Here is a 25,771-nt window from a genome sequence, read left to right on the forward strand (position 1 = left end):
CGTATGGGATTCGACTAAGACATGAAAGTAATTAACCATTTTATTAACGGCGCACACTATCAAGGCCAAGACAAAAACACGGTAGATGTCTTCAACCCAGGGACGGGGGAGGTGACTGCGCGCGTTGCGCTTGCTTCAAAACAGGAAACGGAAGAAGCGATTCGGGTGGCAACTGAGGCCCTACCCTCATGGTCCAACACACCCCCATTGAAACGGGCTCGCGTGATGTTCAAGTATAAACAACTTCTTGAGCATCATATTGACGATCTCGCTGCAATGATCACCAGCGAACACGGAAAAGTTTTTTCAGACGCTAAAGGAGAAATTGCAAGAGGCATAGAAGTTGTCGAATACGCCTGCGGGATACCACAGTTACTTAAAGGAGAATACACGGAGCAAGTGGGGGCAGGGGTCGATAGTTATTCTGTTCGACAGCCGCTAGGCGTATGCGCCGGAATCACTCCTTTTAACTTTCCCGCCATGGTGCCCATGTGGATGTTTCCCATGGCCATCGCCTGTGGAAATACTTTCATTTTAAAACCCTCTGAGAAAGACCCTTCCCCGAGTCTTCTGATGGCAGACTTGGCAAAGGAAGCAGGGCTTCCTGATGGCGTATTCAATGTTGTACAAGGTGACAAAATTGCTGTAGACACGCTACTGAGTGACCCGAGAATTTCAGCTATTAGCTTTGTAGGGTCTACGCCAATTGCGGAATACGTCTACAGAACTGGCACACAATATGGAAAGCGCGTGCAAGCGCTAGGAGGGGCAAAAAACCATTTAGTTGTTATGCCGGATGCGGATATTGAGCAAGCCGTAGACGCGTTAATGGGTGCTGCTTATGGATCTGCAGGTGAACGCTGCATGGCAATCTCTGTCGGAGTGGTTGTGGGCGACATTGCCGACCAATTAGTGGCGCGACTCATTGAACGAACTACCGAGCTTAAAATTGGAAATGGCATAATCAACGAGCCTGATATGGGCCCATTGGTTACAAGCGCTCATCTTGAAAAAGTAAAAAGCTACATTGAAAAAGGAATTTCAGAAGGCGCGTCATTAATTGTGGATGGAAGAAATACTTCCGTTGCCGGTTACGAAAATGGGTTTTTTATCGGAGGCTGTCTTTTCGATCATGTCACCCCTAGTATGACCATATATAAAGAAGAAATCTTTGGTCCCGTTTTATCGATCGTCAGAGTTGATGACTTTGAGGCCGCTTTACAACTCATCAATGCGCACGAATTCGGTAATGGAGTATCTCTATTCACAAGAGATGGATATACCGCACGGGAATTCGCATCACGCATTCAAGTTGGCATGGTGGGTATTAACATTCCCATCCCGGTACCTGTCGCTTTTCATAGTTTTGGCGGATGGAAGCGTTCACTATTCGGAGATCATTATGCCTACGGACCAGAAGGGGTGCGTTTTTATACTCATCTTAAAACTGTCACTACCCGGTGGCCGACAGATGCTAAAAGTGGTGCCGAATTTACAATGCCCGTTATGAAGTAAATGGATCAGGATAAGCTAAAGACTGTTGCCGATACAACTTGATCAGTTCACTCGTGTCGCTATCACCCAGGCCTGCAGCATCCATCTTCTTAAAAGCGTCCTTAGTAGTCTTGACCAAGGGTAAGCTGAGGTTGTTCTTTTGACCCAGCTTATCAATCATATCGAGGTCCTTAAGCATGATATTTGAGCGCGCGGTTATGGAATGCTCAGAATGAGCCATCTTAGGAAACATTTCCTGCAATTGACATGAATCAGCTCTACCGCCAAATAATGCCTGCGGAATTTGATCCGTATTGACTCCAATCTTCTCCGCTAATGAACAGGCCTCAGCTAGCATGACTAAACCGCTAGACACCAAAAGTTGATTAATCATTTTAGTCGCTTGGCCAGCACCAGACGCCCCCATCAGTGTCACCCTTCGACCCAAAACCTGCCATATCGGCTGTGCTCGCTCAAAAACAGATCGAGAACCACCCACCATAATAGTCATCCTTCCCTCTTTCGCAGCAATTGCCCCACCAGATATAGGTGCATCAAGCCAGTCGATTGAAGATTCCGATTTCAGTCGCTCAGCCATAGATCGAGTTTGTTCAGACTCACACGTGGACATATCAATTAAGGTATGTGCAAAACCGCGCACTTGAGCTATGCCTCCTTCACCAAAAACAATCTTTTCAACCGCATCAGTATCAGTCACACAAATAATTAAAAATTCAGCCTGTTCCGCGACCTGTTTTGGAGAAACACAAGGTGTCCCACCGATCTCTTGCAGTCTACGCAGCTTGCGTATATCTCTGTTCCAAATAAGCGTAGGATATCCCGCGCGAATCAGTCGTTCCATAATGGCACTACCAAGTATGCCGGCGCCTAAACACCCAACTTTAGGATTAATTGTGTGTGACATTATTTTTGCTCCTTACCCTCGGTCTAAAACAAACATTACCGACTTTATGAGAACCGTAATAAACTAAATAAAACAACAAGAAGAACAGCATGACACAGAAATCAATTTTAGGACTTAGTATGATCACTGGTGACACAAGTGGTATTGTGAGGCTTGCGCGCGTGAATAAGCACGGAGAAATGCATCCATAATTATTGATGACATCAATCAAAGAAGTGAGGAGATTGCCAAAAGAATCGGCGTCAATCTACCCATAGACTGTGGCTACTTTGTTTCTACGTCATGGGATAGTTATGGTGGACTGAAAAAAATCTTTTCACGTAAACACTATTATTTAAAAAATTTAATGATATCCAATATACCTAGAATTCTATATTTTATAATTTTCTGCCTTTGCTTAATGCTTCACGCACAGGCGAATGAGTTAGATCTATCAAAACGAGGTAACTTAAAACCAAGCGAAACTAGTCACCTCAATTTCGATCACATTTTATTACTCGATGTACGTACTCAGCAGGAATGGAATGCGGGTCATATCAAAGGGGCCTTGCATCTACCACTCAAAGACTTTACCGCAAACTTAACTAAAATCATCACAGATAAAACGCAGCCGGTTGTAGTTTACTGCTCGCAAGGAGGCCGAGCTATCGCCGCCGCCAAATATATGAATAATCTGGGGTACCATGCTATATCCGTTATTTAGGGTGGTTACCGTCAAATGATATCGGCTGGACTCAAAAACTCTGATTAAATTCATAGAGTTCAGCTTCCCTTATTCATAACTTTTAAAATTTAATGTTCTTACTTGGGTTTATATCTATTGGAGCTCTATGCCATTTAGCATTTATCTCCACCCGTTTTTCAGTATCGCTCTACGCCATTGACAAAGACGCATCGGCTTTTACTGTCGGCGTGATTCTATCGTTATTCTCGGTGGTTCCAATGCTGATCTCAGTCAGAATTGGAAAATGGATTGATAGTTCTGGTCCATTCATTCCTATGTCTTTCGGTATTTTTATCACCCTAACCGGCGCGACACTACCTCTCGTATTTTCTTATGAAACGGCCGATCTCGCGCCGTTACTTGTTGCAGCGTGCCTAGTGGGAACAGGATCCACATTCTCCATTCTGTCAATGCAACAATACCTCGGAGAATTAAGTGCTCCAGAAAAACGCTCAGCGGTCTTCTCCTGGTTTGCCATGGGGCAATCAATCTCTGGATTCTTAGGTCCTGTTTTAGGAGGGATCATTATCGATGACTTTTCGCATCGCTTATCGTTTCTATTGCCCATTGGGGTGTCAGTATCTGCAGGGTTATTTTTATTTTTCACTCAAAGAAATAAAAGAGCAAAAGCTAACCTGGTTTCTTCGCCCAAAATTACGAATTCATTTCAGCTCTTTCGCTATAAAGAACTCAGGGATTTAATGATCATCACTGTATTAATTTCGATGTGTTGGGACCTGCAAAACTTTGTAATTCCAATCTATGGTTCAGAAGTTGGACTTTCAGCATCAAAGATTGGATTCATACTGGGCTCATTTGCACTTGCAACATTTGCGATACGGCTGTTAATGCCACTACTCAAAAAATATGTAACAGAATGGCAAATACTAATTAGTACGCTCGCATGTGCTGCAGTGTGCTTTTTCATATTTCCCTTCTTAGAAACGTATTTGCTTTTCATGCTAATCGCATTTGCTCTTGGTTTAGGCCTTGGTGCTGCGCAGCCAAATATCATGACGCTCGTACATTCAACCGCCCCTGAGGGAAGGGTCGCGGAGGCTCTAGGACTGAGGCTGACGATTATCCACGCCAATCAAGTAGCTCTACCCTTAATTTTTGGGGCGTTTGGCGCTACACTAGGCACATCCGCAATTTTTTGGATAATATCAGCACTTGCTTTCGGTGGCGTCCTACTGGCCATCAAGAAGAAAAAACACCTCAATTCAGCGAATATCAAAAAAACAGATTTAATCTCCGACCGAGGGACAATTAACCCATAAATTACCGTCTTGAAGTACCCTGCGCTCTTGCAGCAACTTAATCAAATGAGCAAGAAGGGACCGTTTAGCAAGCGGGTGAAGCGCTGGTGAAACATCGTCATACGCACTCATCGTTAAATCATCGATCGTTCCGCGGCCTAATAGGGACAACGCGTTTATCACCTTCGCCTCCCTCTTTCGACGATGCACCAATAACCGATCAATCACCTCATGAGGATTGTCCATTAAAAATCCATGGCCTGGTGCGATCCAATCAAACTGATAATCGTATAACTTATTCAAAGAACTGAAGTAATCCGACATGTCACCGTCTGGCGGATTAATTACGACTGTCGAGCCTTGCATGATATGGTCACCAGTAAATAACATACGCGCTTCTACAAACAGAAAACATAAATGATTGGAAGCATGGCCAGGAGTGTGGATCACATCGATCCTTACATCTCCGAACTGCATAACCTCTCCGTGTGTCGGTTGCTCGTACGGACTGAATGTTTGATCTTGACGCTCCGAGTAATCCGGCATACGCCCGAATACACGCGCCCCAGTATAGAGACTCAGTAATCGGGCACCGGGAGAATGGTCAACATGCGTATGCGTACATAAAATCCACCTCACTTGATCTGCAGTAAAACCACGAATCAAGTCGATATGCTCCTGATTTTCGGGTCCTGGATCTATGACTAGAAAACCATTAATCTCGTCACCGAGAATATATGTATTCGTTCCTGGGCCAGTCATAACACTTGGATTAGCGGCCGTTAAACGCGTCACCCGCCTATCCAATTGGACCACAACACCTGGCTTGATCTCTCGGGATACAGTCCCTCGTTGCTCAGGGTCGAGTTTCCCTGCCTCGGCATACGCATAATCCCCTGGCAAAAGTAGTCTTTTTCCATCTGACCCAATAGTAATTCTGGGGTCCATAGGCACGATCGGACGCGCTAAGCGGGCATAATCTAATGCCTCATCTACCGAAAAAAATTCCTGGAGTTTCTCGAGGGTCTTTTGCGTTGGAAACATTAAACTTAATCTTCCCTTACCGCTCAAACGAAGTGCTTCACTCGGCGTCAGCCAACGACTATCTACCAATTCTATACCGTCATGTTCTGCGACTTGATCCTGTGGCATTTGTGCGATGAAAAATCTTGTGTCATATCGGCGTACACTTCTCGCGTGTGTGATCCAGCGACTGAAATAATGTAATTGATCTACCTCTAAGACTAGATTCCCTTCTTTCATAATTTCTTGAAAGGTAATCTCGCCGCGCATGAGTTCGTCTCTTTTTTTTGACCGAAATGCCGCGAACTCGTCCTGAGTAAACAGTAGATTTGCTATAGGTTTGGCCAACAAGACACCGATTTCTTCGAAACACTCGCGGATTGCAGCAATCCAATAACTCAGACCACCATCATGAACTCCTAAAAGTTGATTGGCTCTGTCATCGGTAAGGGCTTCTGAGAGCGCAAAGTTAATCCCAAGATCTGTCGAATCGAGTGCGCCCCCCGGAAAAACGAAAGCACCAGCAGCAAAATTAACCTTACTGGTTTTTTCCCCGAGTAAAACTTCCAAGCCAGACTGCCCGTCGCGCACCAGGATAAGGGTCGACGCCGGTCTTGGCGTGACTATTTCATGCATAAGTTGCATATTGCCCTAATGTCACGATTTGAATCGAACATGGATGCTCTTACAGTGGATTTCAAAACTTCAGGCTCTAAGCAACCCGTTTGTGCCCATATCTACGCACTCGAAGATCTGCTTGCTCTTTATGTCCCGCGAAACCTTCAACCTCACAAAGTCTAGAGCAGTATTCGCCAATCATTGCAGAAGCTTCAGGTTTGACCCGCTGATAGGTACATGTTTTTATAAACTTACCGACCCAAAGTCCACCTGTATAACGCGCTGCTTTTCGGGTAGGAAGCGTATGATTTGTTCCAATTACTTTATCCCCATAAGACACATTGGTCTCTGGGCCTAAAAATAGCGCTCCATAATTTGTTAAATTATTTAAGAAGTACTCGTTATTTTTAGTCATCACTTGGACGTGCTCAGACGCAATTCGATCTGCCTCCTTAGCCATTTCAGCATTGTCTTTACACAAGATCACCTGTCCGTAATTAGCCCATGCCTTGCCCGCAATTTCTGCAGTCGCCAAACCTCTGAGCTGCTTTTCAATTTGTTTAACCGTGTCTTCCGCCAGACGACGAGAGGTGGTTAGAAGAATAGCTGGAGAATTAATACCATGCTCAGCTTGACCCAAAATATCGGTCGCACACATCTCCCCGTCTACGGCGTCGTCCGCAATCACAAGCGTCTCAGTTGGGCCCGCAAACAGATCAATACCCACGCGACCTGATAATTGGCGCTTTGCCTCGGCGACGAATGCATTTCCCGGCCCAGCAATCATGTCAACGGGCTTGACCGAAGCGGTTCCAAGCGCCATAGCACCAATCGCTTGCACTCCTCCCAACGCATAAATTTCCGTAGCACCAGCTAAATGCATTGCAGTAACAATCGCAGGATGCGGACTTCCCTTATACGGTGGCGCGCAAGCGATAATTCGTTTAACGCCTGCGACCTTAGCTGTAACAATGCTCATATGAGCAGACGCCACCATGGGATATTTGCCGCCAGGGACATAACAACCCACGCTATTTACTGGAATATTTTTGTGCCCAAGCACCACTCCAGGCAGAGTCTCCACCTCCACATCCCTAAGCGAATCTCTCTGAATTTGAGCAAAATTACGAATCTGTGTCTGAGCAAATTTGATATCGTCAATCACTTGCTTCGGAAGACTTTGCAAACATTCTTCAATTTGAGATTTGCTGAGCCTAAAGTCTTTCGGATCCCAATTATCAAACTTCTTTGACAAAAAACGAACAGCTTCGTCTCCACGTTTTTCAATATCTGCGAGAATACTTTCGACCACAGACCGAACCTTGGCTATATCTGCCGCATCATCTTCTGCCGAAATACCCTTTTTTAACCAAATTGCCATCTACGGCACTCCTTAAATCATTTATTATCAGATACTTATGGTGATTCTAAAGTCGCACACCGTGTTAACAACCCGCTATTTTCTTCCGTATATCACGATCCGTCAATTCCTCTTTGACAATTCACCCTAATAATGACGGTTTATTGGCGGTCGATAAGGGCATAATGCTCTGTAACCAAAGAGAAAATGACGCAATATCTGACCTGCCTACCGAACGTACGCAAAAAGAGTAATATTTCGGAAATTAACTGAATTTAAGGTCTCTGACACTTATGTCAAATTTCAGACTCTCTGACGACGAAATCACCAAATTTAGCCAATATGGATACTTCATTGTCAAAGGCCTTTTTGACCAAGAAGAAATAGCCATTTTACGAACCGCAATAGAAGTTGATCAGAATTTAAAAGATAAACTCTACAATCGTTATGATGCGTCGGGACGTAAGACGATAATGGCTACATGGAACCACCCCGGTGATAGTGTTTATGGACTTGCAGCCCGTAGCCGCCGAATCGTCGACTCCATGGAGACTCTATTGGGCGGAGAGGTTTATCACTATCACTCGAAACTCACGGCAAAAGAACCTTACGAAGGCGGCGCCTGGGAATGGCACCAAGATTATGGATACTGGTATCACAACGGAATCGTCTTTCCACATCTGTGTAGTGTGATGGTGGCGCTGGACCGAACCAATAAGAAAAACGGTTGCCTACAAATCGTAAAAGGTTCACACCTTTGTGGACGCGTCGAACATGGAGTTCTGGAGGGCGAACAAGTCGGCGCTAATGCGCGCAGAGTTGAGGAAATGCTCAAAATACTTCCTATCGAATACATCGAAATGGAACCAGGTGATGGTGTTTTTTTTCATTGCAATGCGCTGCATAGGTCTGACCAAAACCAATCCGACAATCGAAGATGGACAGTTATACACTGCTATAACCTGGCAACTAATAATCCGTTTCTTGAACACCACCACCCTTTTTATACACCACTCCAGAAAGTAGATGATTCGGCAATCAAATTAGCAGGTGTTCGACTTTCAGATTCATCTTTGGAATTTAACGAACAATCAGTGAACCCGCCTGAGTTAACGAGGAAAGCACTCTAATCGAACATCAAGAGCATTACACGCAGGTCAAAATCACGAAGTACCGCAAATGAACAGTCACCCAATAGGGATATTCGACTCAGGAATCGGGGGCCTATCGATTCTAAGAGAGATTAGCTATCTCTTACCTAATGAAGATTTAATTTATGTCGGTGATACTGCATTTCTACCATATGGCATTAAAAGTAAGGATCTCATTGAAGACCGTACGTACAAAATTTGTAGGTACCTCTTATCTAAAAATTGCAAAGCAATCGTTGTGGCTTGCAACACCGCAACTAGTGCTGCAATTCACAAATTAAGGGCTACTTTTTCTGTGCCCATTATCGGCATTGAACCGCCCTTAAAACCCGCCACGCAACAAACACAAAGTCGCGTCATTGGAATCTTAGCCACAGAAGGCACGTTGGAGGGAGAAAAGTTCGCAACTTTAAAACAAAGATTTGGTAACGACATCACCATCCTTCATCAACCCTGCACAGGGTTAGTCGAAGTAATTGAGGCTGGGGATCCTGATGACCAAAAACTTCACGAACTTCTTAAGCTATACGTACTACCATTGGTCGAACGTGGTGCTGACACGCTAGTCCTAGGATGCACTCACTTTCCACTCATCAAGTCTCTAATCGCATACTACGCGGGACCAAAGATCGCCATTCTTGATCCGTCCACACCCGTTGCAAACGAACTCAAACACCAACTGAAAACGAAAAGCCTACTGCGAGACAAAAATTTAGGCACTTATACCTTTCTACAAACGGGCGCCAATGAACACTTTGGCAAATTCATTTCCAGAGAATTGGGTTTAAAACAAGCTTCATATTCATTAAACGTTTAAGGTTACCTTCAATTTAAACGGTTTGAGTCAACTCGTCTCTTTATCAAATTTGAGGTTTAACCAACTCCCTAAAATCACAATAGAGCCGCCCAAGAGTACCCAAATTTCAGGGCGCTCATCATAAAATATATATCCTATCAGTGTAATAAATGGCAGGCGAAGGTAATCAAACGGCATCACTACTGAGACATCGCTTAACGTAAACGCTCGGCTCAATGAATAATTAGCAGTCAAGGCGAAGACTGCGACTCCGATTGTCCAAGGTAGAAGACTGAGGCTTGGCCAATCAAATTCTTGGAGACAAAATATGAGCGCGATAACTAACTGTATCCCCGCCATATAGAATACGCAAGCAATAGGCGTGTCAAAAACAAGTAGCTTTTTTGTCAACGTATGTGCGAATGCATATAAAAATGCCGCTCCAAGAACGACCATTGAAACCGGGCTAATGATTTCTAAACCAGGTCTCAACATGATCAATACGCCGACAAATCCAATCCCAATCGCTAACATTCTTTTTGGACTTATCCGTTCGCCTAACATAATCACCGCCAAAATAGCCGTCCAAAAAGGCATCGTAAATTCGAGCGCAAACACTTCTACCAAAGAAATTAATGCGATCCCATAAAACCAGGCATATTGCCCCAAGAAATGGACAATATTTCGCAGAACATGCATTCTCAAATGTTTAGTTTTTAGTTGTCCCCATCCCACGCAGGACATCACCAAAACCATGATAGAGAAACCTACAACGCTTCGAACAAATAAAATTTGTGATGTTGACAGCTCCGACGATAACTCACGACCAGAAATAGCCATCATTGAAAATGAAAGCACCCCACCAAGCATCCATAAGACTGCTCTAGTCTGAGCAGACATAAGCACCCCCTCGATTCAGCAAAGGTCCAATCATATAATCCCGACAACCCCTAACAGAGCACCAATCGCCATTAAACTCATTAAGTGTACCCGCGACTTCCATACGACTAAAGCCACAAGTAACACACAGATCACACTCCAAGTATTCGAGATGCTTTGTATCAAAACAAATCCAGTAGATAACAACAATCCGATCACAACCGGAGCAGAACCGACCGCAAATGATCGCACAGATAATCGATGACTATTCGCACGACACCATCGCGTCACATAGTAAGCAAATATCGCTGACGGGATGATCATTGCCGCCGTCATGGCTATCGCCCCAACGAATCCTGCAATTTGATAGCCCAGTACGGCAACAAATAAAGCATTAGGTCCCGGAGACACTTTACCCAGCGTGATCGCTGCCAAAAACTGTTCATTTGAAAGTATCGATAGCTCATCGACAACAACGCGATGCATGTCTGGAGCAACCGACATCACGCCACCAACAGCTAAAAATGAAAGGAATGCAAACTGACCTAAAATCGAAATCCAATCGGCTACACTCACAATTCAATCTCTTTCACAGCTCGTCGGTGCTTTAGTGAAAGATGCGCCCAAACACAAGAGCCTCCGCCACAAAAGAGTATTGCCCAAAATATCGGCACACGCAGATATCCGACTAAATAGAAAACGAGTAGTACGACCAACGTGGGTATGAGCCGCCCTACTACATTGGTCTGTATGCCTGACAACAATCGCAGCGCCGTCCCCAACGTCATGCCAACGACGACCACTGACATCCCCTTTATGGCTCCTGCGACATGCGAACCGGCCGATATTTGGTCGTAACTGCCTGCTAACGTCAAAATCACAAACATCGGCAAAACAATCATTCCAGATAGCGCTACTAATGCCCCCTTTCTGCCAAAAAATCGATCACCTATCATCAATGCTAAATTGCATACATTTGGGCCCGGCAGAACCTGAGATAACGAAAACATCTCAAGAAACTCAGCTTGAGAAAACCATCTACGTTGCTCGACTAAATGTCTCTGCATGATGGAAACAACACCACCAAATCCTTGTAAAGTAATTAATGAGAAAATATAGAACAACTCAAAAAGGGTACGCGGCTCTTGATTCAGATGTTTCAAAGACATACTTTAAAAATTAATTTAATTTAAGTTAAAAAAACTTAGGGAGTAGAAGCATAGCTAATAAAAAACTAGGTTACCATTAGAGATATCATACGGTAAAGACTATCAATATCACGCACTCACACTCGTAACCTAATAATAAAATCCATGTACATCCTGAATCTCGATCAACTCGTTAGCGACGACCTCACGAACCTAAATAGAGGTATCGAAAAAGAAAGCTTACGTGTCAACCCAGCAGGCCAACTGAGCCAACAACCGCACCCCGGCGCATTAGGGTCTGCGCTAACGCACACGAATATCACCACAGATTTCAGCGAAGCTCAACTGGAACTAATCACACATACCCACAGAGACGTTGATACTTGTCTCAACCAGCTAAGAGAAATTCACCAGTTTGTTAGTCGAAATATTTCACCGGAACTTCTTTGGTGCTCGAGTATGCCGTGCATGCTTCCGGAAGACAGTCGTATTCCAATAGCTCTATTTGGTGACTCGAACATTGCAACAGCCAAAACGGTCTACCGACGTGGGTTGGCCCTTCGGTATGGTGCCAAGATGCAAACAATTTCTGGGATCCATTACAATTTTTCGCTATCAAATGAAACTTGGTCCCGCATATACGGGCGACATCATGATCGCAACGAATTGATAACCATTAAAAATCAACATTACTTTTCGCTCATTCGAAACTTCAGAAAATATGCCTGGTTATTGCTTTATCTATTTGGCGCTTCTCCTGCAGTGTGCGAGTGTTTTGTGAAAGGACGTGTACATCACTTAAACAAGATGAACAACGGGACTAATTTTCTTCCTTATGCCACGTCATTAAGAATGGGGCCTCTTGGGTACCAAAGCGATGTTCAATCCTCGATTAGTGTGAACTATAATAATCTCAAAAGTTATGCTCAGTCGCTGTATGACGCACTGACGCAACCCTATCCTCCTTATGCAGCAATTGGCTTATATAACGAAAAACAACCCATACAACTATCGAACGCTTTACTGCAAATTGAGAATGAGTTTTATGGAACGATAAGACCGAAACAGCCGGTTCAGTACGGGGAGCGTCCGCTACTGGCTCTTAATAAAAGAGGGGTTGAATACGTCGAGGCTCGCTGCATTGACCTCGACCCGTATCAAGACATCGGAATCAACGAAAAAACGATAGCACTTCTCGATACATTCCTACTTTTTTGCCTCATATCAAAAAGTTCAGACGACTCAACAGAAGAAAATAGATCTAACAGTGCGAATCAATATCTTATTGCTGACCGAGGTAGAGAACCATCTCTAAAATTAATCCGAGATAAAGACTATGTAACGGTGAAGTCTTGGGGCTCGGATATTGTTGAGGCCTGCCAACCATTTGCCTTAAAACTCGACAAAGCCAATCAAACAAATGTCCATACGCAATCACTTACCAATGCGCTCAACTGCCTCAACAATCCTGACCAGACGCCTTCTGCGCGTGTACTACGAGATATCGAAGAAAAGCATAATGGTTCTTATTTTGACTTCATTATGTCTCTGTCATCCAGATATACGAAAGGCCTTAGGCAGGACACGCTAAGCAAAGAAGTACTGACCAAGTACGAAAATAATGCAAAATCATCCAGCATCAGGCAGCAAAACCTGGAGCGAGATAAACAGCTGGATTTCGAAGAATTCAGAAAGGAATATGTATCCCAAGAAGCCTCCAGGATCATCCTGGAGGAACGTGGCTGAAGAAGACTAATAAACTAAGCAACTAGAATGCGCTGTTGTAAACACCACCATCAATTAATAGGCTTTGACCGGTAATGTATCCCGCGTGAGCACTGCATAAAAAAGCACAAGTGCTGCCAAACTCATTAGGCATACCAAAACGCTTAGCTGGTATCTTTGACGCACGATCCTTAGCTACCTCTTCAACACTTACACCCGCAGTCTTTGCCCAATTTTGCAGACCACCCCTCAGGCGATCTGTATCGAAAAATCCAGGAAGAATATTATTAATCGTGACATTGTTATCGGCGATTGTCCTTGCCACGCCAGCTAAAAAAGCCGTCAGGCCGGCACGAGCCCCGCTCGATAGGTCTAGCCCGGGAACTGGCATTTTGACACTCATCGAGGTGATATTAATGATACGACCAAACTTTTGGTCAATCATGTGATCAACCACCTTTTGAATCAACTCAATCGGTGTAACCATATTCATCGTTACGCCGTCTAACATGGCCTCACGATCAAGCTCTCGAAAATCCTTGAAGGGTGGGCCACCATTATTGTTTATCAGAATATCTGGTTTTGGACATGCCTCTAGGAGCTTAGCCTGCCCCTCTCGAGTAGTGATGTCCGCAATAATGGGTTTTACGGAGACCCCGGTATCTTTAACAATTTGATTTGCGGTGGCCGTGAGTATTTTTTCATCTCTACCGTTTAGTACAAGTGAAACACCAGCTTCTGCCAATGCAATAGCACAAGCTCTACCTAGACCTCGGCTCGATGCACATACAATCGCGGTTCTACCGTTAATTCCAAGGTCCATCTTTCATCCTCCTATTAAAATTTTTGTCTACTAGTACGTTGATTCTGAAAAAAAAATTCATTGAGCCAGATTTGTGCCTGTTCACGTGCTTTTATAAGAGCATTCTGGTCCATCCTTTGACTCAACAAGTTAGCTTGGAACTTTGCATTCTCATCAAAGTTAACCGTACTCGCTAATAATAGCCACCGATAGGCCTCTATATCGTTAGCCTCGCCAAGACGACCGCTCTTATAGAGCATGCCAAGATTGAACATCGCATATGCATAACCATTGTTAGCCGACTGCAGAAACCATGCCGCAGCCTCATCTGAGCGAGCCTCACCTAGATCACCGTCCCGATACATGATACCCAATCCATTTTGAGCTCTCGGGTGGCCAAGAGCCCCAACACGCGTCCAATGTTTTTCAGCGCCAGCGTAATCTTTTTTTACAAAAGCCTCATATCCAAGATCAAATATATCTTCAGCGTTATCCGCGTGTCCGGCACCAGACAAAACGAGCGTAAAGCTAATACACACAAGAATTTTAAGGACACGCCTCACCTTGAATAAACATTGGTCAATTAATTTCACGGCACACCAATCATTTTATGAATTTGTAGACCTAGTCGCCACCTAGGATTTTCTTTGCAAAATTGAATTGAGCGTTCGATATTCAATTCAATGTCCGGTCCATCCTTAGGTTGTATAAAAAAATGCTCAAAATTCCACGATAAGAATTGCGCGGGATCATTACCAACCTGAGGATAAACTAGTTTTAGCTCATTCCCTTGTTTCACATGAACTGGCACCATTCCCTTGGGGCTCACACATACCCAATCAACACCTTCGGGAACGGGTATCGTACCATTTGTCTCAATAGCAACTTCAAAACCTCTGTTATGAAATGCTCTAATCAAGTTGTGATCCAGCTGCAACAATGGTTCGCCCCCCGTGCACACTACGTATCGACGGGTATGATTACGAGACGGCCACTGACTCTCAACTAAATCAACTAATACCTCAGGAGAGTCATATTTGCCACCGTTTACGCCATCCGTGCCCACAAAATCGGTGTCACAAAATTGGCAGTCCGCCGATAATCGATCTTCTTCACGACCCGACCACAAATTACAACCGGCGAATCGACAAAATACAGCTGCCCGACCACTTTGAGCGCCCTCTCCCTGTATCGTGTAAAAAATTTCCTTAACTGAATATATCATGTCAAATAGGCATTGCTGGCCCTAAAGATCCCCAATCTATAATGACGCCACAACCTCTAGTCTCGTAAAAATCAATTCGTTCAAGTTCTGGAAGACAAGTACTGCAGCTTTTTTTGATCCATCTCGCAATACTCAACGGATCATTATCCGGCAAATCGACAATCTCATAAAGCGGTTGATGGTCGAGCGAGGCAAATATAGGGCTGAATTTCTCCTTAATATCCCCGTAATCTATAGTCCAACCCAAAACTTGATCCAAAGGTGCCGTTAAATGCAACCGACACAAATACGTATGACCGTGAATGCGCGCACGCTCATCGCTAGAGCCGACCCGTTCACGTCGAATTGCACTGTCTATTGAGAAATCTTTCCAAATCCTAAAGATCGAACCGTTATAGTGAGCCCCACTTGTTGCAGTCTCATAGACTGTCACCCAACTCAACTGTGGTAATTTTTCTTTTAAATGACTCCATAACCAAAAAGAAATCATCTCACTCGTGGGATTTTCAAGGCCAGAAATATCATTGAGACAATTCAGATGTAGCATACCATGCACTTCACCCCAACAAGCCTTTAGTTCATCGTAATCAATACCTAAATTGGATTCCTCAAGATAGCTTTTAGCGTGCAGTATTACCTCAAATCCATGTCCATGCATTCGCCCACATTTATGGCCCTCAGAAACATTAGGAAGCTGATGCGCTGACTCAAAACGAAATTTTCTCCAAACGTGCGCACACCCTTGTGCGTCTAGATGTACGCCCTCATCATGTTGACTGCGCAACCCAATAACATCAACCTTCGGAAGGTTTAGTTGCGCCAGGACATATCTTGCAATATTCTCATCTGTCGGAACCTCTACAGTCTCATTTAGATAGCTATAGTTAAGCGAAGCACATGCGCGTATCAAGGTCGCGCGCGCGACCTCAATCTCATCACCGTTAAGCGATTCAGGATCATCAATAGCCGCTCTGACAGAAACCTCGTAACTGTGTCCATGTAAACCCCTGGCTCTGTGTCCTACCGGAAATGTATCGATCTGACATGCCGCTTCGAACGAAGCACTTACCGTTACAAAAATTCTTTCAATCATTTATTTACCTTACAACCCAAACCGCCAAATTTTCGATAGGATTAATGTCATTAATTAAAACCCTTGTGCCCTTTAGGGCTGGCTCTATTTCCCCTGTCGTTAGTGTACGATAAAGACATATTTATTTTCGAGAAGGCCGTGTGACATGGATATGCAACTTCAAGGCAAGAAAGCACTCATCACTGGATCAACTTATGGAATCGGGTACGCGATTGCTGAATCTTTAGCAATGGAAGGGGTTGACGTCGTCATCACAGGTAGGCATCAAGAAACAGTAACCAGTGCGATAAAAAAAATAAAAGGCATTAATTGCAAAACTAACCCTATAGGAATAAGCGCCGACTGTTCAACACTAGAGGGATGCCAAAGTGTGTTCGACACAGTACCTAAAGTTGATATCCTAATCAACAACCTAGGCATATATGAACGAAAATCATTTTTTGAAATTAACGACACGGATTGGGCTCGGCTGTTTGAAATCAATGTTCTGAGTGGAATACGTTTCACAAGATTCTACACGCCGAAAATGGTCAGCCAGGAATGGGGGCGCATCATTTTCATCTCCAGCGAGTCCGGACTCATGATTCCACCGGACATGATTCACTATGGTTTCAGCAAAAGCGCGCAACTTAGTATTTCTCGCGGCCTCGCGATGTCGCTCAGCGGCACTGGGGTAACGGTGAACGCGTTACTACCCGGGCCCACTAGGACTGAAACTACAGAACAACAAAGACGAGACCGCGCTAACGAATGGGGCATCAGTCTCGAACAATTAGAACAAGAATTTTTTAATAAAGTTCGTCCTACATCAATTATTAAAAGATTTGCAGAAGCCAAGGAAGTTGCCCCACTGGCAGTCTACCTATGTAGCCCACTTTCCGCCCTAACTACTGGGGCAGCCCTAAGAGTAGACGGCGGCATCGTAAATCAAATCACTTAATTCCTGCGTATCAATCAACGCGGTCTTTTTTACACTCTCTCCAGGATCCTCCCTCGATCGCGTGAGTCGTGATACCCAAGTCTCCAGCGACATAACACCAAGCCAAGGTTGGATCTTCTCCCGTGGGCATTACCGTCACTAGTGCTCGGTCATACTCATTGCCAATCGAGCCAAAACTCGAGAATCCCTCTACCTTATCGAGCTGGCGAATCGCGGCGGACAGATCGGGGAAAAAAATCAATTCACCTGGTATGTCTTGATCGCTGTCTTTCCCATAGAGATGAAGCATCGGATAGTCAAACTCAGTCGCAAGCAGCGAGCCGCGCGATGAGGCATCCTTGGGTTTTAAAGCATTTAAAGATTCTATGATCCAGTGTCGGGACTCACCACTCAACAGTGTACCGTAAGCAAAAACACCAACCATTGAATCAGGAACCCGTTCGCCAACCGCTGCTTGACTCAGCTGAAGGTCCGAAAAATTAAATCTCCTTAAGCCACGCTGAACTACCTCAAAGTAAGCTGAGGTTGGCTCAACGAAATGACACTGACTCTCAGGCGTAACCTCATACGTCAACGCTAAAACAGGAGAGCCGTTAGGCTGTAATATGTACTTGCTAGCCCTTTGATAAACACGGTCAGATACGCCCTCCTTTAAATCAAGTGCCCGCCAACCAAAATCTCCGACTTCGAATAAAGCACCACACACGTATCCACCCAATCGCGCCTTTATATTTAAGGCACCACCACCACGAGCTTGTGAAAACACATCGAATACTAAATCATGATCAGGCAAGAACGCCGGACCAACAGGCCTAATACAATCAGCTGGCAGTGAATGCTTGATACAAAAATGTCTCCAATCCTCATCGTCAAGATTAGAGCCGTAGGCAAAATATAACATTGAGTTTCTAATATCAAGCTACAGGATCCAAAATATGAATCACTCTAGATTCAATCCAATCTTTAACATTTTTAGCATAACTCACCATATGAGGTGCAGCCGCATGGGCCTTTAATGCATCTTCATCGCGCCACTTTTCAATAACCAAAAAAGTATCCTCTCCGAATTTCGTTTGAAACGCACCAAACTCCGCATCTACAACTAGAATATACTCAATGCACCCATCCTCTTGCCGAACAGTTGTTACGTTCTCTTTGGCAACAGAAAGAATAGCGTCTCTTTTTCCAGATTTAGCCTTAATAACAGCCACAACATGAATCATAATGTGCCCCTCTAATATCAGACGGTTCTTTAATTTTAGAATAATATACCTCATCAAAAAATTCATACACAATTTACATTAATGTTCATCAACAAATCACCTGCATATCTGCTATTCGGCTTATGGGTCCTATTCATAAGTCCGATTTTGGCTGACGACACTTACCGACCTGGAGATGAGTTTAAAGACTGCGATCAATGTCCAGTTATGGTTGTCATTCCCTCTGGATCGTTTGATATGGGGTCGCCACCCATTGACCAAGGACGTCCCTATAGTGAAGGTGAATTGCGACCTGTATTAATCTCAGAACCATTCGCTGTAGGAAAATTTGAAATTACCTACAAAGAGTGGCAAGCCTGCGTGATCGACGAGCAATGTCCCATTGTGAAGCGAGATGACTGGAGCAAAGACAGTCACCCGGCAGCGAACATTTCCTGGAAAGAAGCATTTGAATACACCAAATGGCTCTCTGAAAAAACTAATAAACCCTATAGGCTTCTCACTGAGGCTGAGTGGGAATACGTCGCGACAGGAGGTAGTAATCGGGCTCGATTTTTTGGCTTAACACCAACACAAGTCTGTGAATTTGGAAATCTTTATGACCAAACCGCACAACGAATGCTCGAGTACGGTTTGGAGGCAGTACCCTGTGACGATGGTTTTGACTTCTCTGCACCCATAGGATCATTCAAACCAAACCATTTTGGACTTCATGATACGTTAGGCAATGTTTGGGAATGGACTGAAGATTGCCAGCCAATCTTGTGGCGCAACGCCCCAGTAGATGCTTCAGCTCGCGTTGATGGCCATTGCACGCAGCGCGCCTATCGAGGCGGTTCTTGGCTTAATCACCCACCGCGATATTTAAAAATACCTGATAGGTACAAATATCTAGGTGCTCGAGAAATCGATCTAGGTTTTCGAATTGGACTAAGCTTGATTCACCCATAATGTTCAGACTCAAAAATGTATCAGGCTTAATGCTCGGGGCAAGTATCATAATATTTAGCTCCCACGTGACTGCCCAATCTACAGCTGGAGAAAGCTTCCAGGACTGCGACTCCTGCCCTAAGATGATCGTTATTCCTGCTGGACCTTATGGGTTTGGTTCGCCTCCGAACGAATTTGGAAGCCCCTACAACGAGGGCTATGTTCTAGACATCTTCTTCAAACAACCCTTCAGCATCAGTCAATTAGAAATCACATTCTTGCAGTGGGAACTTTGTGTACAGGATGCTACCTGCCCTTCGATCGACGATGAAGGCTATGGAAGAGGCAACCAACCCGTGATGAACGTGTCTTGGGACGATACTCAATCGTATATTCAGTGGTTACGAGATAAAACTGGGAAAGCATACCGTTTACCGTCCGAAGCAGAGTGGGAATATGTAGCTCAATCTGGAACTAAACGGGCTCGATTCTTTGGCATTCCACCCGAACAAACATGTGAGTATGGCAATGGCTACGATAAAACAGCCGAACAGGAATATGAGTTCGGATGGCACATATTACCTTGCTCAGACGGTGCACCCAGCCTGTCCATAGTGGGTTCTTACAAGCCCAATCAATTTGGTGTCTTTGATATGCTTGGAAACGTATGGGAGTGGGTAGAAGACTGTCTTAATCCGAATTGGCGACACAGTCACGCTTCGCTTGAAGGGCGCGCCTTTACGGATGGGGACTGCGATCAACGGGCATACCGAGGTGGCTCTTGGCTAACCAATCAACCCTATTACCTTAGGACAGCCGAACGCTACAAATTTTACGGTGCCAAACATATAGATCTTGGGTTTCGAGTAGCACTAAGCCTTAACGATCTAGATTAAAAAAATTAATATAGAGAAAACAATCAAAATGAGGGTAATACTCCGGGTTCAATAGCAAAGATCCATAACATCCATGTATACGCGGCAAGCATTATAAGAATCACCGCAATAATATTCAGAGCAAATCCAGCTCGTGTCATATCCTTCTGCGCCAAATAACCTGCTGAGAATACAATTGCGTTTGGCGGCGTCGCAACTGGCAACATAAATGCACAACTCACAACGAGCGTTACCGGGATAGTAAGAATTAAAGGATGTTCCTCCAAGGTGATCGCCAAAGCGCCAACAACCGGTAAAAAAGCCGCTATAGTCGCTAAATTTGAAGTCAACTCTGTGATTGCGACCAACAGCAAGACCAGCACTAAAACAATCACAAAGGTCGGAAACATTTCTAAACTTCCGAGTTGTTGTCCAATCCAGGTAGCCAGACCTGTTTTCTCAATTGAAGATGCCAGTGCAAATCCACCACCAAATAACAATAAAATACCGAAGGGCATTTTTTTTCCCCACTCCCAGTCCATGAGGAAGAGACCTTTTTTCCAATCGACGGGAATTAGAAACGTTAATACTCCAACGATCATAGCAACCAACGTATCTGTTAGCGCTAGACTGGGGAAAGCCGCGTTTATCCATGGACGTAATGTCCATAGTGTGGCCATGCTAATAAAGACGATGGCGACTAAATATTCCCCGCGAGATAGTTTACCTTGCGCCTTAATTTGTTGATCAATAGCTGCACTGATACCTGCAGTTCGCTCACGACCCAACTTGAAAATGATTTTTGTCAGTAATAACCATGCCATGACGAGCATCACCAATGAAAGGGGTAACGCAACTGCCATCCAATCTAAAAAGCCTATCTCTATTCCGTACGTTTGCTTGACAAAACCAGCCAAGAATGCGTTAGTTGGTGTGCCAACCAAAGTTGCCATTCCTCCAATGGAAGCTCCGTAGGCCAAAGACAACATTAAAGCCTTGGGTAGTCCGTCATCTTGTTGAAACCTAGTTCCTCTATTCGCCTCGAGGGTACCAATTACTGATACTGCGATTGGCAGCATCATTAAAGTCGTAGCCGTATTGGAAACCCACATACTTAAAAAGCCGCTGACAGCTAACAAACCGCCAACCAAAAATGCTGGCCGATCTCCACTAAACTGCAATACAAAAAGTGCAATTCTTTGGTGTAACTTCCAACGCTCCATTGCTAGAGCTACGATAAATCCTCCCATACACAGAAAAATAACTGGGTGCGAGTAAGAAACAACAGTCTCTTCTACTGAAGAAATACCCAACAAGGGAACTAACGGTATGGGTAACAAGGCAGTGGCAGGAAGCGGTATCGCCTCCGTAATCCACATGATAGCCATTAGAGAACCGAGGGCTGCGACGCACCAAGCCTCAGCATTTAAACCCTCTGGAGCTGGAAGTTGGAGCATCACGAGAAAGAGCACTATGCCAACAACCCCACCAATTTTGGAAAAATTATTTACCGAGGAATTTTCTGTTCCGCTATCTAGACTCAAGATATACCTCCAAATAAAACATCAAGTGTTCTGAAGTGTACCGAAATCTCAGATCACAGCGTTAAGTGCTATGTATTCGGAAACTAAATCGAGGTCATCAATCAAACCAAACGTCAATTGTCCTGCTCCAAAAACCAGTCCGCGACCGTCTCGGTGATGATTTGATCCTCTACAGGCTTTAATCCACTCACTCCAACTGCACCTAGAATTTCACCACCCTTTGACTTTAACAAATTACCCCCAGGCAACGCGGTCATTAAAGGATCGCAAAAATACTGGATATCAATCTTGTCATTATTTAAACGCTCTAAAAATGCATCAGTAGACATGCCCATTCGCGTCGCCGTATGCGCTTTTTGCTGTGATATCGCAATACTACGGATGGGTGCCTTGTCCATACGATAAAAAGCGACCTGATACCCATATGAGTCACAGATAGATACACAAATAGGCCGCTTAAAATCTTGCTGAACCTTTTTAATAGCAACATCAAGACATTTTTGCGCGTGATCCAAAGATATACTAGTCATACTTGCCTCTCCTAGATTTACATCATAATTTTCAAATAACCTATATTAAAAACTATTCATTTATTTGTTAGCCCCTCTTCGCCATATCAATACCTAACCGACTGCTTTCAGAAACAGGCCCCTTCCGGGAACAAAATTGACCTCATTAAGTATGCCATCTAAATTCTCAAAAAGATTCGAGTGATATCCTAAAGCAAACCAAACTCCCTCTTCTGGGTCGTGCGCAATTCTCCCCTAGCCCAATGAACTAACAAATTCGTGCACAAGGTCAAGATCATGCCTAAAACGCTCTGAAGCACACATGATGCAAACTGCTGACATGTTGCCCAAATCCAACTGATCTTTTTTCTAGAGATGCCAAATGCACCAAAACACCAGTCCACCCACCAATACTGTATTGAACATCGTCATTATCAATTAACGTGCTCAAAGGCATGAAGCCACACAGCGCAAGCCAAAATTCGATACCAGCTGTACTATTAACGTTCAACTGTATGTGCGCAATTCCATTGATTTTGATACTCATAAAGTAATTCTTATTAAAAAAAATAGCTGTACGGCTATTTTTCAGCCAAGCCGTTAAGCTATATTAACGATATAAACTGAAAAAAATATTTTTTAAGAATTAACCTAAGAGGATAGTTAGCATGATATTTCGCAGCCCACATGCAGACGTGTCTGCCCCAAGAATAAATGTCGCGGACTTTGTTCTTGGTGACATATCAGCGCACGAGAATAAAACTGCGATCATACAAGCGGAGACCAGTCGAAAAATCAGCTATCGGGAATTGTCCGAATCCATCTACCGACTCGCAGCTGGATTGCAGGCGGGCGGATTTAAGAAGGGTGATGTCCTTGCTATATATAGTCCAAACGTACCTGAATACGTCGTCATCTTTCTTGCTGTCCTAAAATTAGGTGGAATATGCACGACCGTTAACCCACTATACACGGCGGATGAATTAGCCAAACAACTCATTGATGCAAAAGCAAAACTAATTGTTACAGTACCTGATTTTTTGGATAAGGCAGAGACGGCCATACAGAAACATCAAGTAGATGAACTCATTGTGATCGGTGAAGCACGAGGTTACCGGAGACTTGAGGAATTAATGCAGTCTGGCATTGCGGTAATTGCACCCGAGATCTCCGCAGAAAATGACGTCTGTGCACTCCCGTACTCGAGTGGCACCACGGGCCTACCAAAGGGCGTTATGCTTACTCACTACAACCTTATAATGAACATGCGGCAAGCTGAAGGCATGACAAGCCATAATGCGATCGGCGAACAGGATACGGTGCTCGGGGTACTACCATTTTTCCATATTTACGGAATGGTTGTTATCATGCTCTACTCGCTCTACAGGCGAGGAACAATTGTTTGTATGTCGCGCTTCGATATGGAGGTTTTTCTAGCTGCCATTGAAACTTACAAAGTGACCATAACACCCATAGTCCCACCGATAGTATTAGGCTTAGCAAAACATCCCGCAGTAGAACGATACGATTTATCCAGCCTTAAGCTTATTCTCTCCGGAGCAGCCCCTTTAGGTGCAGGAGTCGCCATGGAAGCCGCGGCAAGAGTTAGATGTAATATTCTTCAAGGCTATGGCATGACTGAAGCAAGTCCCGTTACGCATTTACTCCCCAATCAAGGTACCGCAAAAAAAATAGGGTCGATTGGGCTACCCGTACCCAACACGGAGGTCATGATTGTTGATCCACAAACAAGAGAGTCCCTTTCCAATAATCAAAATGGTGAGATATGGATTCGTGGTCCGCAGATTATGAAAGGTTATCTAAATAGACCAGAGGCCACCGCAGAAAGCATTACAAAAGAGGGTTGGTACCGAACTGGGGATATTGGGTATGTCGACGATGAAGGTTTTTTCTATGCAGTTGATCGCATCAAGGAACTGATTAAATATAAGGGCATGCAGGTAGCGCCTGCTGAGCTTGAAGCACTCCTACTCACACACCCTGCAGTATCTGACGCAGCAGTGATCCCTGTTGCAGACGAGGAAGCCGGGGAACTACCCAAAGCAGTAGTCGTTATAAAAAAAGGGCTGTCTGTGAGCGCGGAAGAAATTATGGGATTTGTATCTCAGCGCGTCGCTCCGCATAAGAAAATCAGAATTGTCGAGTTCGTGGAACAAATTCCAAAGTCGGCATCTGGGAAAATACTAAGACGCGTACTAATACAAAAAGAACGAGAGAAGAATTAACAAAAAAGAACGATGCGCCATTCGAAATGATCCATCGCTCTAATTTTTAACAAAATGACTATCCAAGCCTTTTCGGTAATGGATAGAAGTCTACTGGCTTCATCAGCTTATTTGTTTGATGCTCTAGCGCACCAAGCTTAGCGCTTTCTTCTATGTACTTCAGCCAATCCGGATCGGCAAACAATAGAGCTCTTTTCTTCTCTCTATCGCCAGCATTCTCATAAATCCACAAATGAACATACTCGTTAGGATTACCACTCTCGCATTGCAAGTAAGCAAGCGGTTGTCCGAGATACTTCGTTTGAGCAGGCTTCCCTAATTTTTCATACAAAGCCAGATGCTTCTTTATGGAACCAGGCCTACATCGATAAGTTCTCATATCAATCAACATTTTATTCTCCTTTATCAATGTTATGCGCCGAATTATTTCTTAATCTCAAGAAGGTTAACTTCGAAGATTAACGTAGCACCAGCACCGATTTTCGGGGGCGCTCCTCGATCACCATAAGCGGTATTAGCGGGGCAAATCAACTTCGCCTTTCCTCCAACCTTTATCTTTTGAAGCCCTTCAGTCCAACACTTTATGACACCACTCAGAGGAAATGTTACCGGTTCGCCGCGAACGAGAGAACTATCAAACACAGTTCCATCAATCAAGCTTCCTTCGTAATGAACCACTACCGTATCACTTGCGGTCGGAAAATTACCCGCACCTTCCTCTACCATTTTCACAAGCGCACCAGATTCAGTTTTTACGAACGAATCATCTGATTCAAATTGCTTTAGGTATGACGCAGATGCGGATGCTTCTTTCGCGGCAACTTTTGCAGAACGCTCTGATACCATTTCATTGATCCTCGCTTCATAGGTCTTCATATCCACCTTTGCATCCAACCCCGATATGCCGTCCCTCATCCCTTGAACAATAGGAGCCAACTCTTCCTCACTCAAAGCAAAAGGTTGCAATTGATTACTGATAATCATACCTATTGCATATAGGGTTTTTTGATCTTCAGTCTCAAGCGAAATATCCGCCGTTACAGCGTCCTGCGAACACGCCGAAGTCATCAGTAATAGCGCCACAAAAAAAGTATTTTTCATTTAGCCTCTTTCATAAATATTGAGTGAGCAATAGTAATCGAATCCGCAAGAAAAATCGATTTCATTTCCATATCATCAGGTGATATATGTCATGCTCGCTACTTTTATGGACATCTTGAACCATAAGATTCAAAGCTACGCTGCAATCTAGCTATAGTATCTGTATTGGCACTTTAGCTCA

27 protein-coding genes are annotated in these 25,771 nt (G+C 44.2%); 10 read left to right on the forward strand and 17 right to left on the reverse strand.

Annotated elements, in window-relative coordinates; genetic code table 11:
• The first annotated feature begins 21 nt into the window (after positions 1-21).
• Positions 22-1,515 carry a CoA-acylating methylmalonate-semialdehyde dehydrogenase gene (locus O3A65_00515; protein ID MDA1330944.1) on the forward strand — a complete coding sequence of 498 codons (1,494 nt, stop codon included), beginning with the start codon at positions 22-24 and terminating at the stop codon, positions 1,513-1,515.
• Here O3A65_00515 and O3A65_00520 read toward each other — a convergent pair.
• The gene (locus O3A65_00520) at positions 1,505-2,419 is read right to left on the reverse strand and encodes an NAD(P)-dependent oxidoreductase (GenBank protein ID MDA1330945.1); all 915 of its coding nucleotides are present in this window, start codon (positions 2,417-2,419) and stop codon (positions 1,505-1,507) included. The two genes, O3A65_00515 and O3A65_00520, sit on opposite strands and share 11 nt — an antisense overlap.
• 400 nt (positions 2,420-2,819) lie before the next feature.
• On the opposite strand from O3A65_00520, the gene O3A65_00525 reads away from it, so the two are divergent.
• Both O3A65_00525 and O3A65_00530 read left to right on the forward strand, forming a co-directional pair.
• Positions 2,820-3,122, forward strand: coding sequence for a rhodanese-like domain-containing protein (locus O3A65_00525; protein MDA1330946.1), 303 nt, complete (start codon positions 2,820-2,822; stop codon positions 3,120-3,122).
• A gap of 92 nt (positions 3,123-3,214) precedes the next feature.
• The gene (locus tag O3A65_00530; protein MDA1330947.1) at positions 3,215-4,423 is read left to right on the forward strand and encodes an MFS transporter; all 1,209 of its coding nucleotides are present in this window, start codon (positions 3,215-3,217) and stop codon (positions 4,421-4,423) included.
• Here the strand turns inward: O3A65_00530 and O3A65_00535 are convergent.
• Both O3A65_00535 and hisD read right to left on the reverse strand, forming a co-directional pair.
• Complete coding sequence (locus O3A65_00535; protein MDA1330948.1) at positions 4,391-6,061, reverse strand: MBL fold metallo-hydrolase; 1,671 nt, start codon at positions 6,059-6,061, stop codon at positions 4,391-4,393. The genes O3A65_00530 and O3A65_00535 overlap by 33 nt on opposite strands.
• A 76-nt stretch (positions 6,062-6,137) precedes the next feature.
• Positions 6,138-7,424, reverse strand: coding sequence for a histidinol dehydrogenase (gene hisD, locus O3A65_00540; protein ID MDA1330949.1), 1,287 nt, complete (start codon positions 7,422-7,424; stop codon positions 6,138-6,140).
• Positions 7,425-7,696: 272 nt separating this feature from the next.
• Between hisD and O3A65_00545 the strand changes: the two genes are divergently transcribed.
• Both O3A65_00545 and murI read left to right on the forward strand, forming a co-directional pair.
• Positions 7,697-8,533, forward strand: coding sequence for a phytanoyl-CoA dioxygenase family protein (locus O3A65_00545; GenBank protein MDA1330950.1), 837 nt, complete (start codon positions 7,697-7,699; stop codon positions 8,531-8,533).
• 49 nt (positions 8,534-8,582) lie between these two features.
• Complete coding sequence (gene murI, locus O3A65_00550; GenBank protein MDA1330951.1) at positions 8,583-9,371, forward strand: glutamate racemase; 789 nt, start codon at positions 8,583-8,585, stop codon at positions 9,369-9,371.
• Positions 9,372-9,398: 27 nt separating this feature from the next.
• Here the strand turns inward: murI and O3A65_00555 are convergent, their stop codons facing one another.
• From O3A65_00555 to O3A65_00565, 3 genes are read right to left on the reverse strand one after another with little or no spacing between them, the layout of a single operon-like run.
• Positions 9,399-10,250, reverse strand: coding sequence for a DMT family transporter (locus tag O3A65_00555; protein MDA1330952.1), 852 nt, complete (start codon positions 10,248-10,250; stop codon positions 9,399-9,401).
• A 30-nt stretch (positions 10,251-10,280) separates the two neighbouring features.
• Positions 10,281-10,805 carry a chromate transporter gene (locus O3A65_00560; GenBank protein MDA1330953.1) on the reverse strand — a complete coding sequence of 175 codons (525 nt, stop codon included), beginning with the start codon at positions 10,803-10,805 and terminating at the stop codon, positions 10,281-10,283.
• Complete coding sequence (locus O3A65_00565; protein MDA1330954.1) at positions 10,802-11,398, reverse strand: chromate transporter; 597 nt, start codon at positions 11,396-11,398, stop codon at positions 10,802-10,804. Before O3A65_00565 ends, O3A65_00560 begins: the two co-directional genes overlap by 4 nt.
• Positions 11,399-11,542: 144 nt before the next feature.
• Between O3A65_00565 and gshA the strand changes: the two genes are divergently transcribed.
• A complete protein-coding gene (gene gshA / locus O3A65_00570) occupies positions 11,543-13,123 on the forward strand; it encodes a glutamate--cysteine ligase (protein MDA1330955.1) in 1,581 nt (526 codons plus the stop codon).
• A gap of 22 nt (positions 13,124-13,145) precedes the next feature.
• Here the strand turns inward: gshA and O3A65_00575 are convergent, their stop codons facing one another.
• From O3A65_00575 to O3A65_00590, 4 genes are read right to left on the reverse strand one after another with little or no spacing between them, the layout of a single operon-like run.
• Complete coding sequence (locus O3A65_00575) at positions 13,146-13,925, reverse strand: SDR family oxidoreductase (GenBank protein ID MDA1330956.1); 780 nt, start codon at positions 13,923-13,925, stop codon at positions 13,146-13,148.
• Positions 13,926-13,939: 14 nt separating this feature from the next.
• The gene (locus O3A65_00580; GenBank protein ID MDA1330957.1) at positions 13,940-14,497 is read right to left on the reverse strand and encodes a tetratricopeptide repeat protein; all 558 of its coding nucleotides are present in this window, start codon (positions 14,495-14,497) and stop codon (positions 13,940-13,942) included.
• Entirely contained in the window at positions 14,494-15,129 is a 636-nt protein-coding gene (gene queE, locus O3A65_00585; protein ID MDA1330958.1) for a 7-carboxy-7-deazaguanine synthase, read from the reverse strand. Before queE ends, O3A65_00580 begins: the two co-directional genes overlap by 4 nt.
• A gap of 1 nt (position 15,130) precedes the next feature.
• Positions 15,131-16,222, reverse strand: a complete 1,092-nt coding sequence (locus O3A65_00590; GenBank protein ID MDA1330959.1) for a 6-carboxytetrahydropterin synthase — start codon at positions 16,220-16,222, stop codon at positions 15,131-15,133.
• A gap of 145 nt (positions 16,223-16,367) precedes the next feature.
• Here O3A65_00590 and O3A65_00595 point away from each other — a divergent pair, with 145 nt between their 5' ends.
• Positions 16,368-17,162 (forward strand): SDR family NAD(P)-dependent oxidoreductase, encoded by a 795-nt coding sequence (locus tag O3A65_00595; protein ID MDA1330960.1) that lies wholly within the window; start codon positions 16,368-16,370, stop codon positions 17,160-17,162.
• A gap of 10 nt (positions 17,163-17,172) precedes the next feature.
• On the opposite strand, the gene O3A65_00600 is transcribed toward O3A65_00595, so the two are convergent.
• Together O3A65_00600 and O3A65_00605 are read right to left on the reverse strand one after the other, a co-directional pair.
• Positions 17,173-18,063 (reverse strand): gamma-glutamylcyclotransferase, encoded by an 891-nt coding sequence (locus O3A65_00600; GenBank protein ID MDA1330961.1) that lies wholly within the window; start codon positions 18,061-18,063, stop codon positions 17,173-17,175.
• A 13-nt stretch (positions 18,064-18,076) separates the two neighbouring features.
• Positions 18,077-18,385, reverse strand: a complete 309-nt coding sequence (locus tag O3A65_00605) for a putative quinol monooxygenase (protein MDA1330962.1) — start codon at positions 18,383-18,385, stop codon at positions 18,077-18,079.
• A gap of 147 nt (positions 18,386-18,532) precedes the next feature.
• Between O3A65_00605 and O3A65_00610 the strand changes: the two genes are divergently transcribed.
• Positions 18,533-19,336, forward strand: coding sequence for an SUMF1/EgtB/PvdO family nonheme iron enzyme (locus O3A65_00610; GenBank protein ID MDA1330963.1), 804 nt, complete (start codon positions 18,533-18,535; stop codon positions 19,334-19,336).
• Between the two features lie 65 nt (positions 19,337-19,401).
• Positions 19,402-20,211: an SUMF1/EgtB/PvdO family nonheme iron enzyme gene (locus O3A65_00615; protein MDA1330964.1), complete on the forward strand. Its 810-nt coding sequence runs from the start codon at positions 19,402-19,404 to the stop codon at positions 20,209-20,211.
• A gap of 23 nt (positions 20,212-20,234) precedes the next feature.
• Here O3A65_00615 and O3A65_00620 read toward each other — a convergent pair whose 3' ends face one another.
• The 3 genes from O3A65_00620 to O3A65_00630 form a co-directional block, all read right to left on the reverse strand.
• The gene (locus O3A65_00620) at positions 20,235-21,734 is read right to left on the reverse strand and encodes a DASS family sodium-coupled anion symporter (GenBank protein ID MDA1330965.1); all 1,500 of its coding nucleotides are present in this window, start codon (positions 21,732-21,734) and stop codon (positions 20,235-20,237) included.
• A gap of 113 nt (positions 21,735-21,847) precedes the next feature.
• The gene (locus tag O3A65_00625) at positions 21,848-22,264 is read right to left on the reverse strand and encodes a heme-binding protein (GenBank protein MDA1330966.1); all 417 of its coding nucleotides are present in this window, start codon (positions 22,262-22,264) and stop codon (positions 21,848-21,850) included.
• 280 nt (positions 22,265-22,544) lie between these two features.
• Positions 22,545-22,790, reverse strand: coding sequence for a hypothetical protein (locus O3A65_00630; protein MDA1330967.1), 246 nt, complete (start codon positions 22,788-22,790; stop codon positions 22,545-22,547).
• A gap of 121 nt (positions 22,791-22,911) precedes the next feature.
• Here O3A65_00630 and O3A65_00635 point away from each other — a divergent pair, with 121 nt between their 5' ends.
• Positions 22,912-24,489 (forward strand): 4-coumarate--CoA ligase family protein, encoded by a 1,578-nt coding sequence (locus O3A65_00635; protein MDA1330968.1) that lies wholly within the window; start codon positions 22,912-22,914, stop codon positions 24,487-24,489.
• Positions 24,490-24,547: 58 nt separating this feature from the next.
• On the opposite strand, the gene O3A65_00640 is transcribed toward O3A65_00635, so the two are convergent.
• Positions 24,548-24,880, reverse strand: coding sequence for an NIPSNAP family protein (locus tag O3A65_00640; GenBank protein MDA1330969.1), 333 nt, complete (start codon positions 24,878-24,880; stop codon positions 24,548-24,550).
• Between the two features lie 32 nt (positions 24,881-24,912).
• Complete coding sequence (locus O3A65_00645) at positions 24,913-25,590, reverse strand: FKBP-type peptidyl-prolyl cis-trans isomerase (protein MDA1330970.1); 678 nt, start codon at positions 25,588-25,590, stop codon at positions 24,913-24,915.
• Between the last annotated feature and the right edge of the window lie 181 nt (positions 25,591-25,771).

It is taken from the genome of Pseudomonadota bacterium (assembly GCA_027624715.1).
In the GTDB taxonomy this organism is placed as follows: domain Bacteria; phylum Pseudomonadota; class Gammaproteobacteria; order Burkholderiales; family Eutrophovitaceae; genus Eutrophovita.

Excerpts from the sequence above, each read along its gene's own strand:
- gshA (MDA1330955.1), top strand. The coding sequence starts at position 11,543 with ATGTACATCCTGAATCTCGATCAACTCGTTAGCGACGACCTCACGAAC.
- queE (MDA1330958.1), bottom strand. The coding sequence starts at position 15,129 with ATGATATATTCAGTTAAGGAAATTTTTTACACGATACAGGGAGAGGGC.
- O3A65_00605 (MDA1330962.1), bottom strand. The coding sequence starts at position 18,385 with ATGATTCATGTTGTGGCTGTTATTAAGGCTAAATCTGGAAAAAGAGAC.
- O3A65_00520 (MDA1330945.1), bottom strand. The coding sequence starts at position 2,419 with ATGTCACACACAATTAATCCTAAAGTTGGGTGTTTAGGCGCCGGCATA.
- O3A65_00600 (MDA1330961.1), bottom strand. The coding sequence starts at position 18,063 with ATGTTATATTTTGCCTACGGCTCTAATCTTGACGATGAGGATTGGAGA.
- O3A65_00635 (MDA1330968.1), top strand. The coding sequence starts at position 22,912 with ATGATATTTCGCAGCCCACATGCAGACGTGTCTGCCCCAAGAATAAAT.
- murI (MDA1330951.1), top strand. The coding sequence starts at position 8,583 with ATGAACAGTCACCCAATAGGGATATTCGACTCAGGAATCGGGGGCCTA.
- O3A65_00535 (MDA1330948.1), bottom strand. The coding sequence starts at position 6,061 with ATGCATGAAATAGTCACGCCAAGACCGGCGTCGACCCTTATCCTGGTG.
- O3A65_00515 (MDA1330944.1), top strand. The coding sequence starts at position 22 with ATGAAAGTAATTAACCATTTTATTAACGGCGCACACTATCAAGGCCAA.
- O3A65_00630 (MDA1330967.1), bottom strand. The coding sequence starts at position 22,790 with ATGAGTATCAAAATCAATGGAATTGCGCACATACAGTTGAACGTTAAT.
- hisD (MDA1330949.1), bottom strand. The coding sequence starts at position 7,424 with ATGGCAATTTGGTTAAAAAAGGGTATTTCGGCAGAAGATGATGCGGCA.
- O3A65_00545 (MDA1330950.1), top strand. The coding sequence starts at position 7,697 with ATGTCAAATTTCAGACTCTCTGACGACGAAATCACCAAATTTAGCCAA.
- O3A65_00645 (MDA1330970.1), bottom strand. The coding sequence starts at position 25,590 with ATGAAAAATACTTTTTTTGTGGCGCTATTACTGATGACTTCGGCGTGT.
- O3A65_00525 (MDA1330946.1), top strand. The coding sequence starts at position 2,820 with ATGCTTCACGCACAGGCGAATGAGTTAGATCTATCAAAACGAGGTAAC.
- O3A65_00595 (MDA1330960.1), top strand. The coding sequence starts at position 16,368 with ATGGATATGCAACTTCAAGGCAAGAAAGCACTCATCACTGGATCAACT.
- O3A65_00640 (MDA1330969.1), bottom strand. The coding sequence starts at position 24,880 with ATGTTGATTGATATGAGAACTTATCGATGTAGGCCTGGTTCCATAAAG.
- O3A65_00565 (MDA1330954.1), bottom strand. The coding sequence starts at position 11,398 with ATGTCTTTGAAACATCTGAATCAAGAGCCGCGTACCCTTTTTGAGTTG.
- O3A65_00590 (MDA1330959.1), bottom strand. The coding sequence starts at position 16,222 with ATGATTGAAAGAATTTTTGTAACGGTAAGTGCTTCGTTCGAAGCGGCA.
- O3A65_00530 (MDA1330947.1), top strand. The coding sequence starts at position 3,215 with ATGTTCTTACTTGGGTTTATATCTATTGGAGCTCTATGCCATTTAGCA.
- O3A65_00575 (MDA1330956.1), bottom strand. The coding sequence starts at position 13,925 with ATGGACCTTGGAATTAACGGTAGAACCGCGATTGTATGTGCATCGAGC.
- O3A65_00555 (MDA1330952.1), bottom strand. The coding sequence starts at position 10,250 with ATGTCTGCTCAGACTAGAGCAGTCTTATGGATGCTTGGTGGGGTGCTT.
- O3A65_00625 (MDA1330966.1), bottom strand. The coding sequence starts at position 22,264 with ATGACTAGTATATCTTTGGATCACGCGCAAAAATGTCTTGATGTTGCT.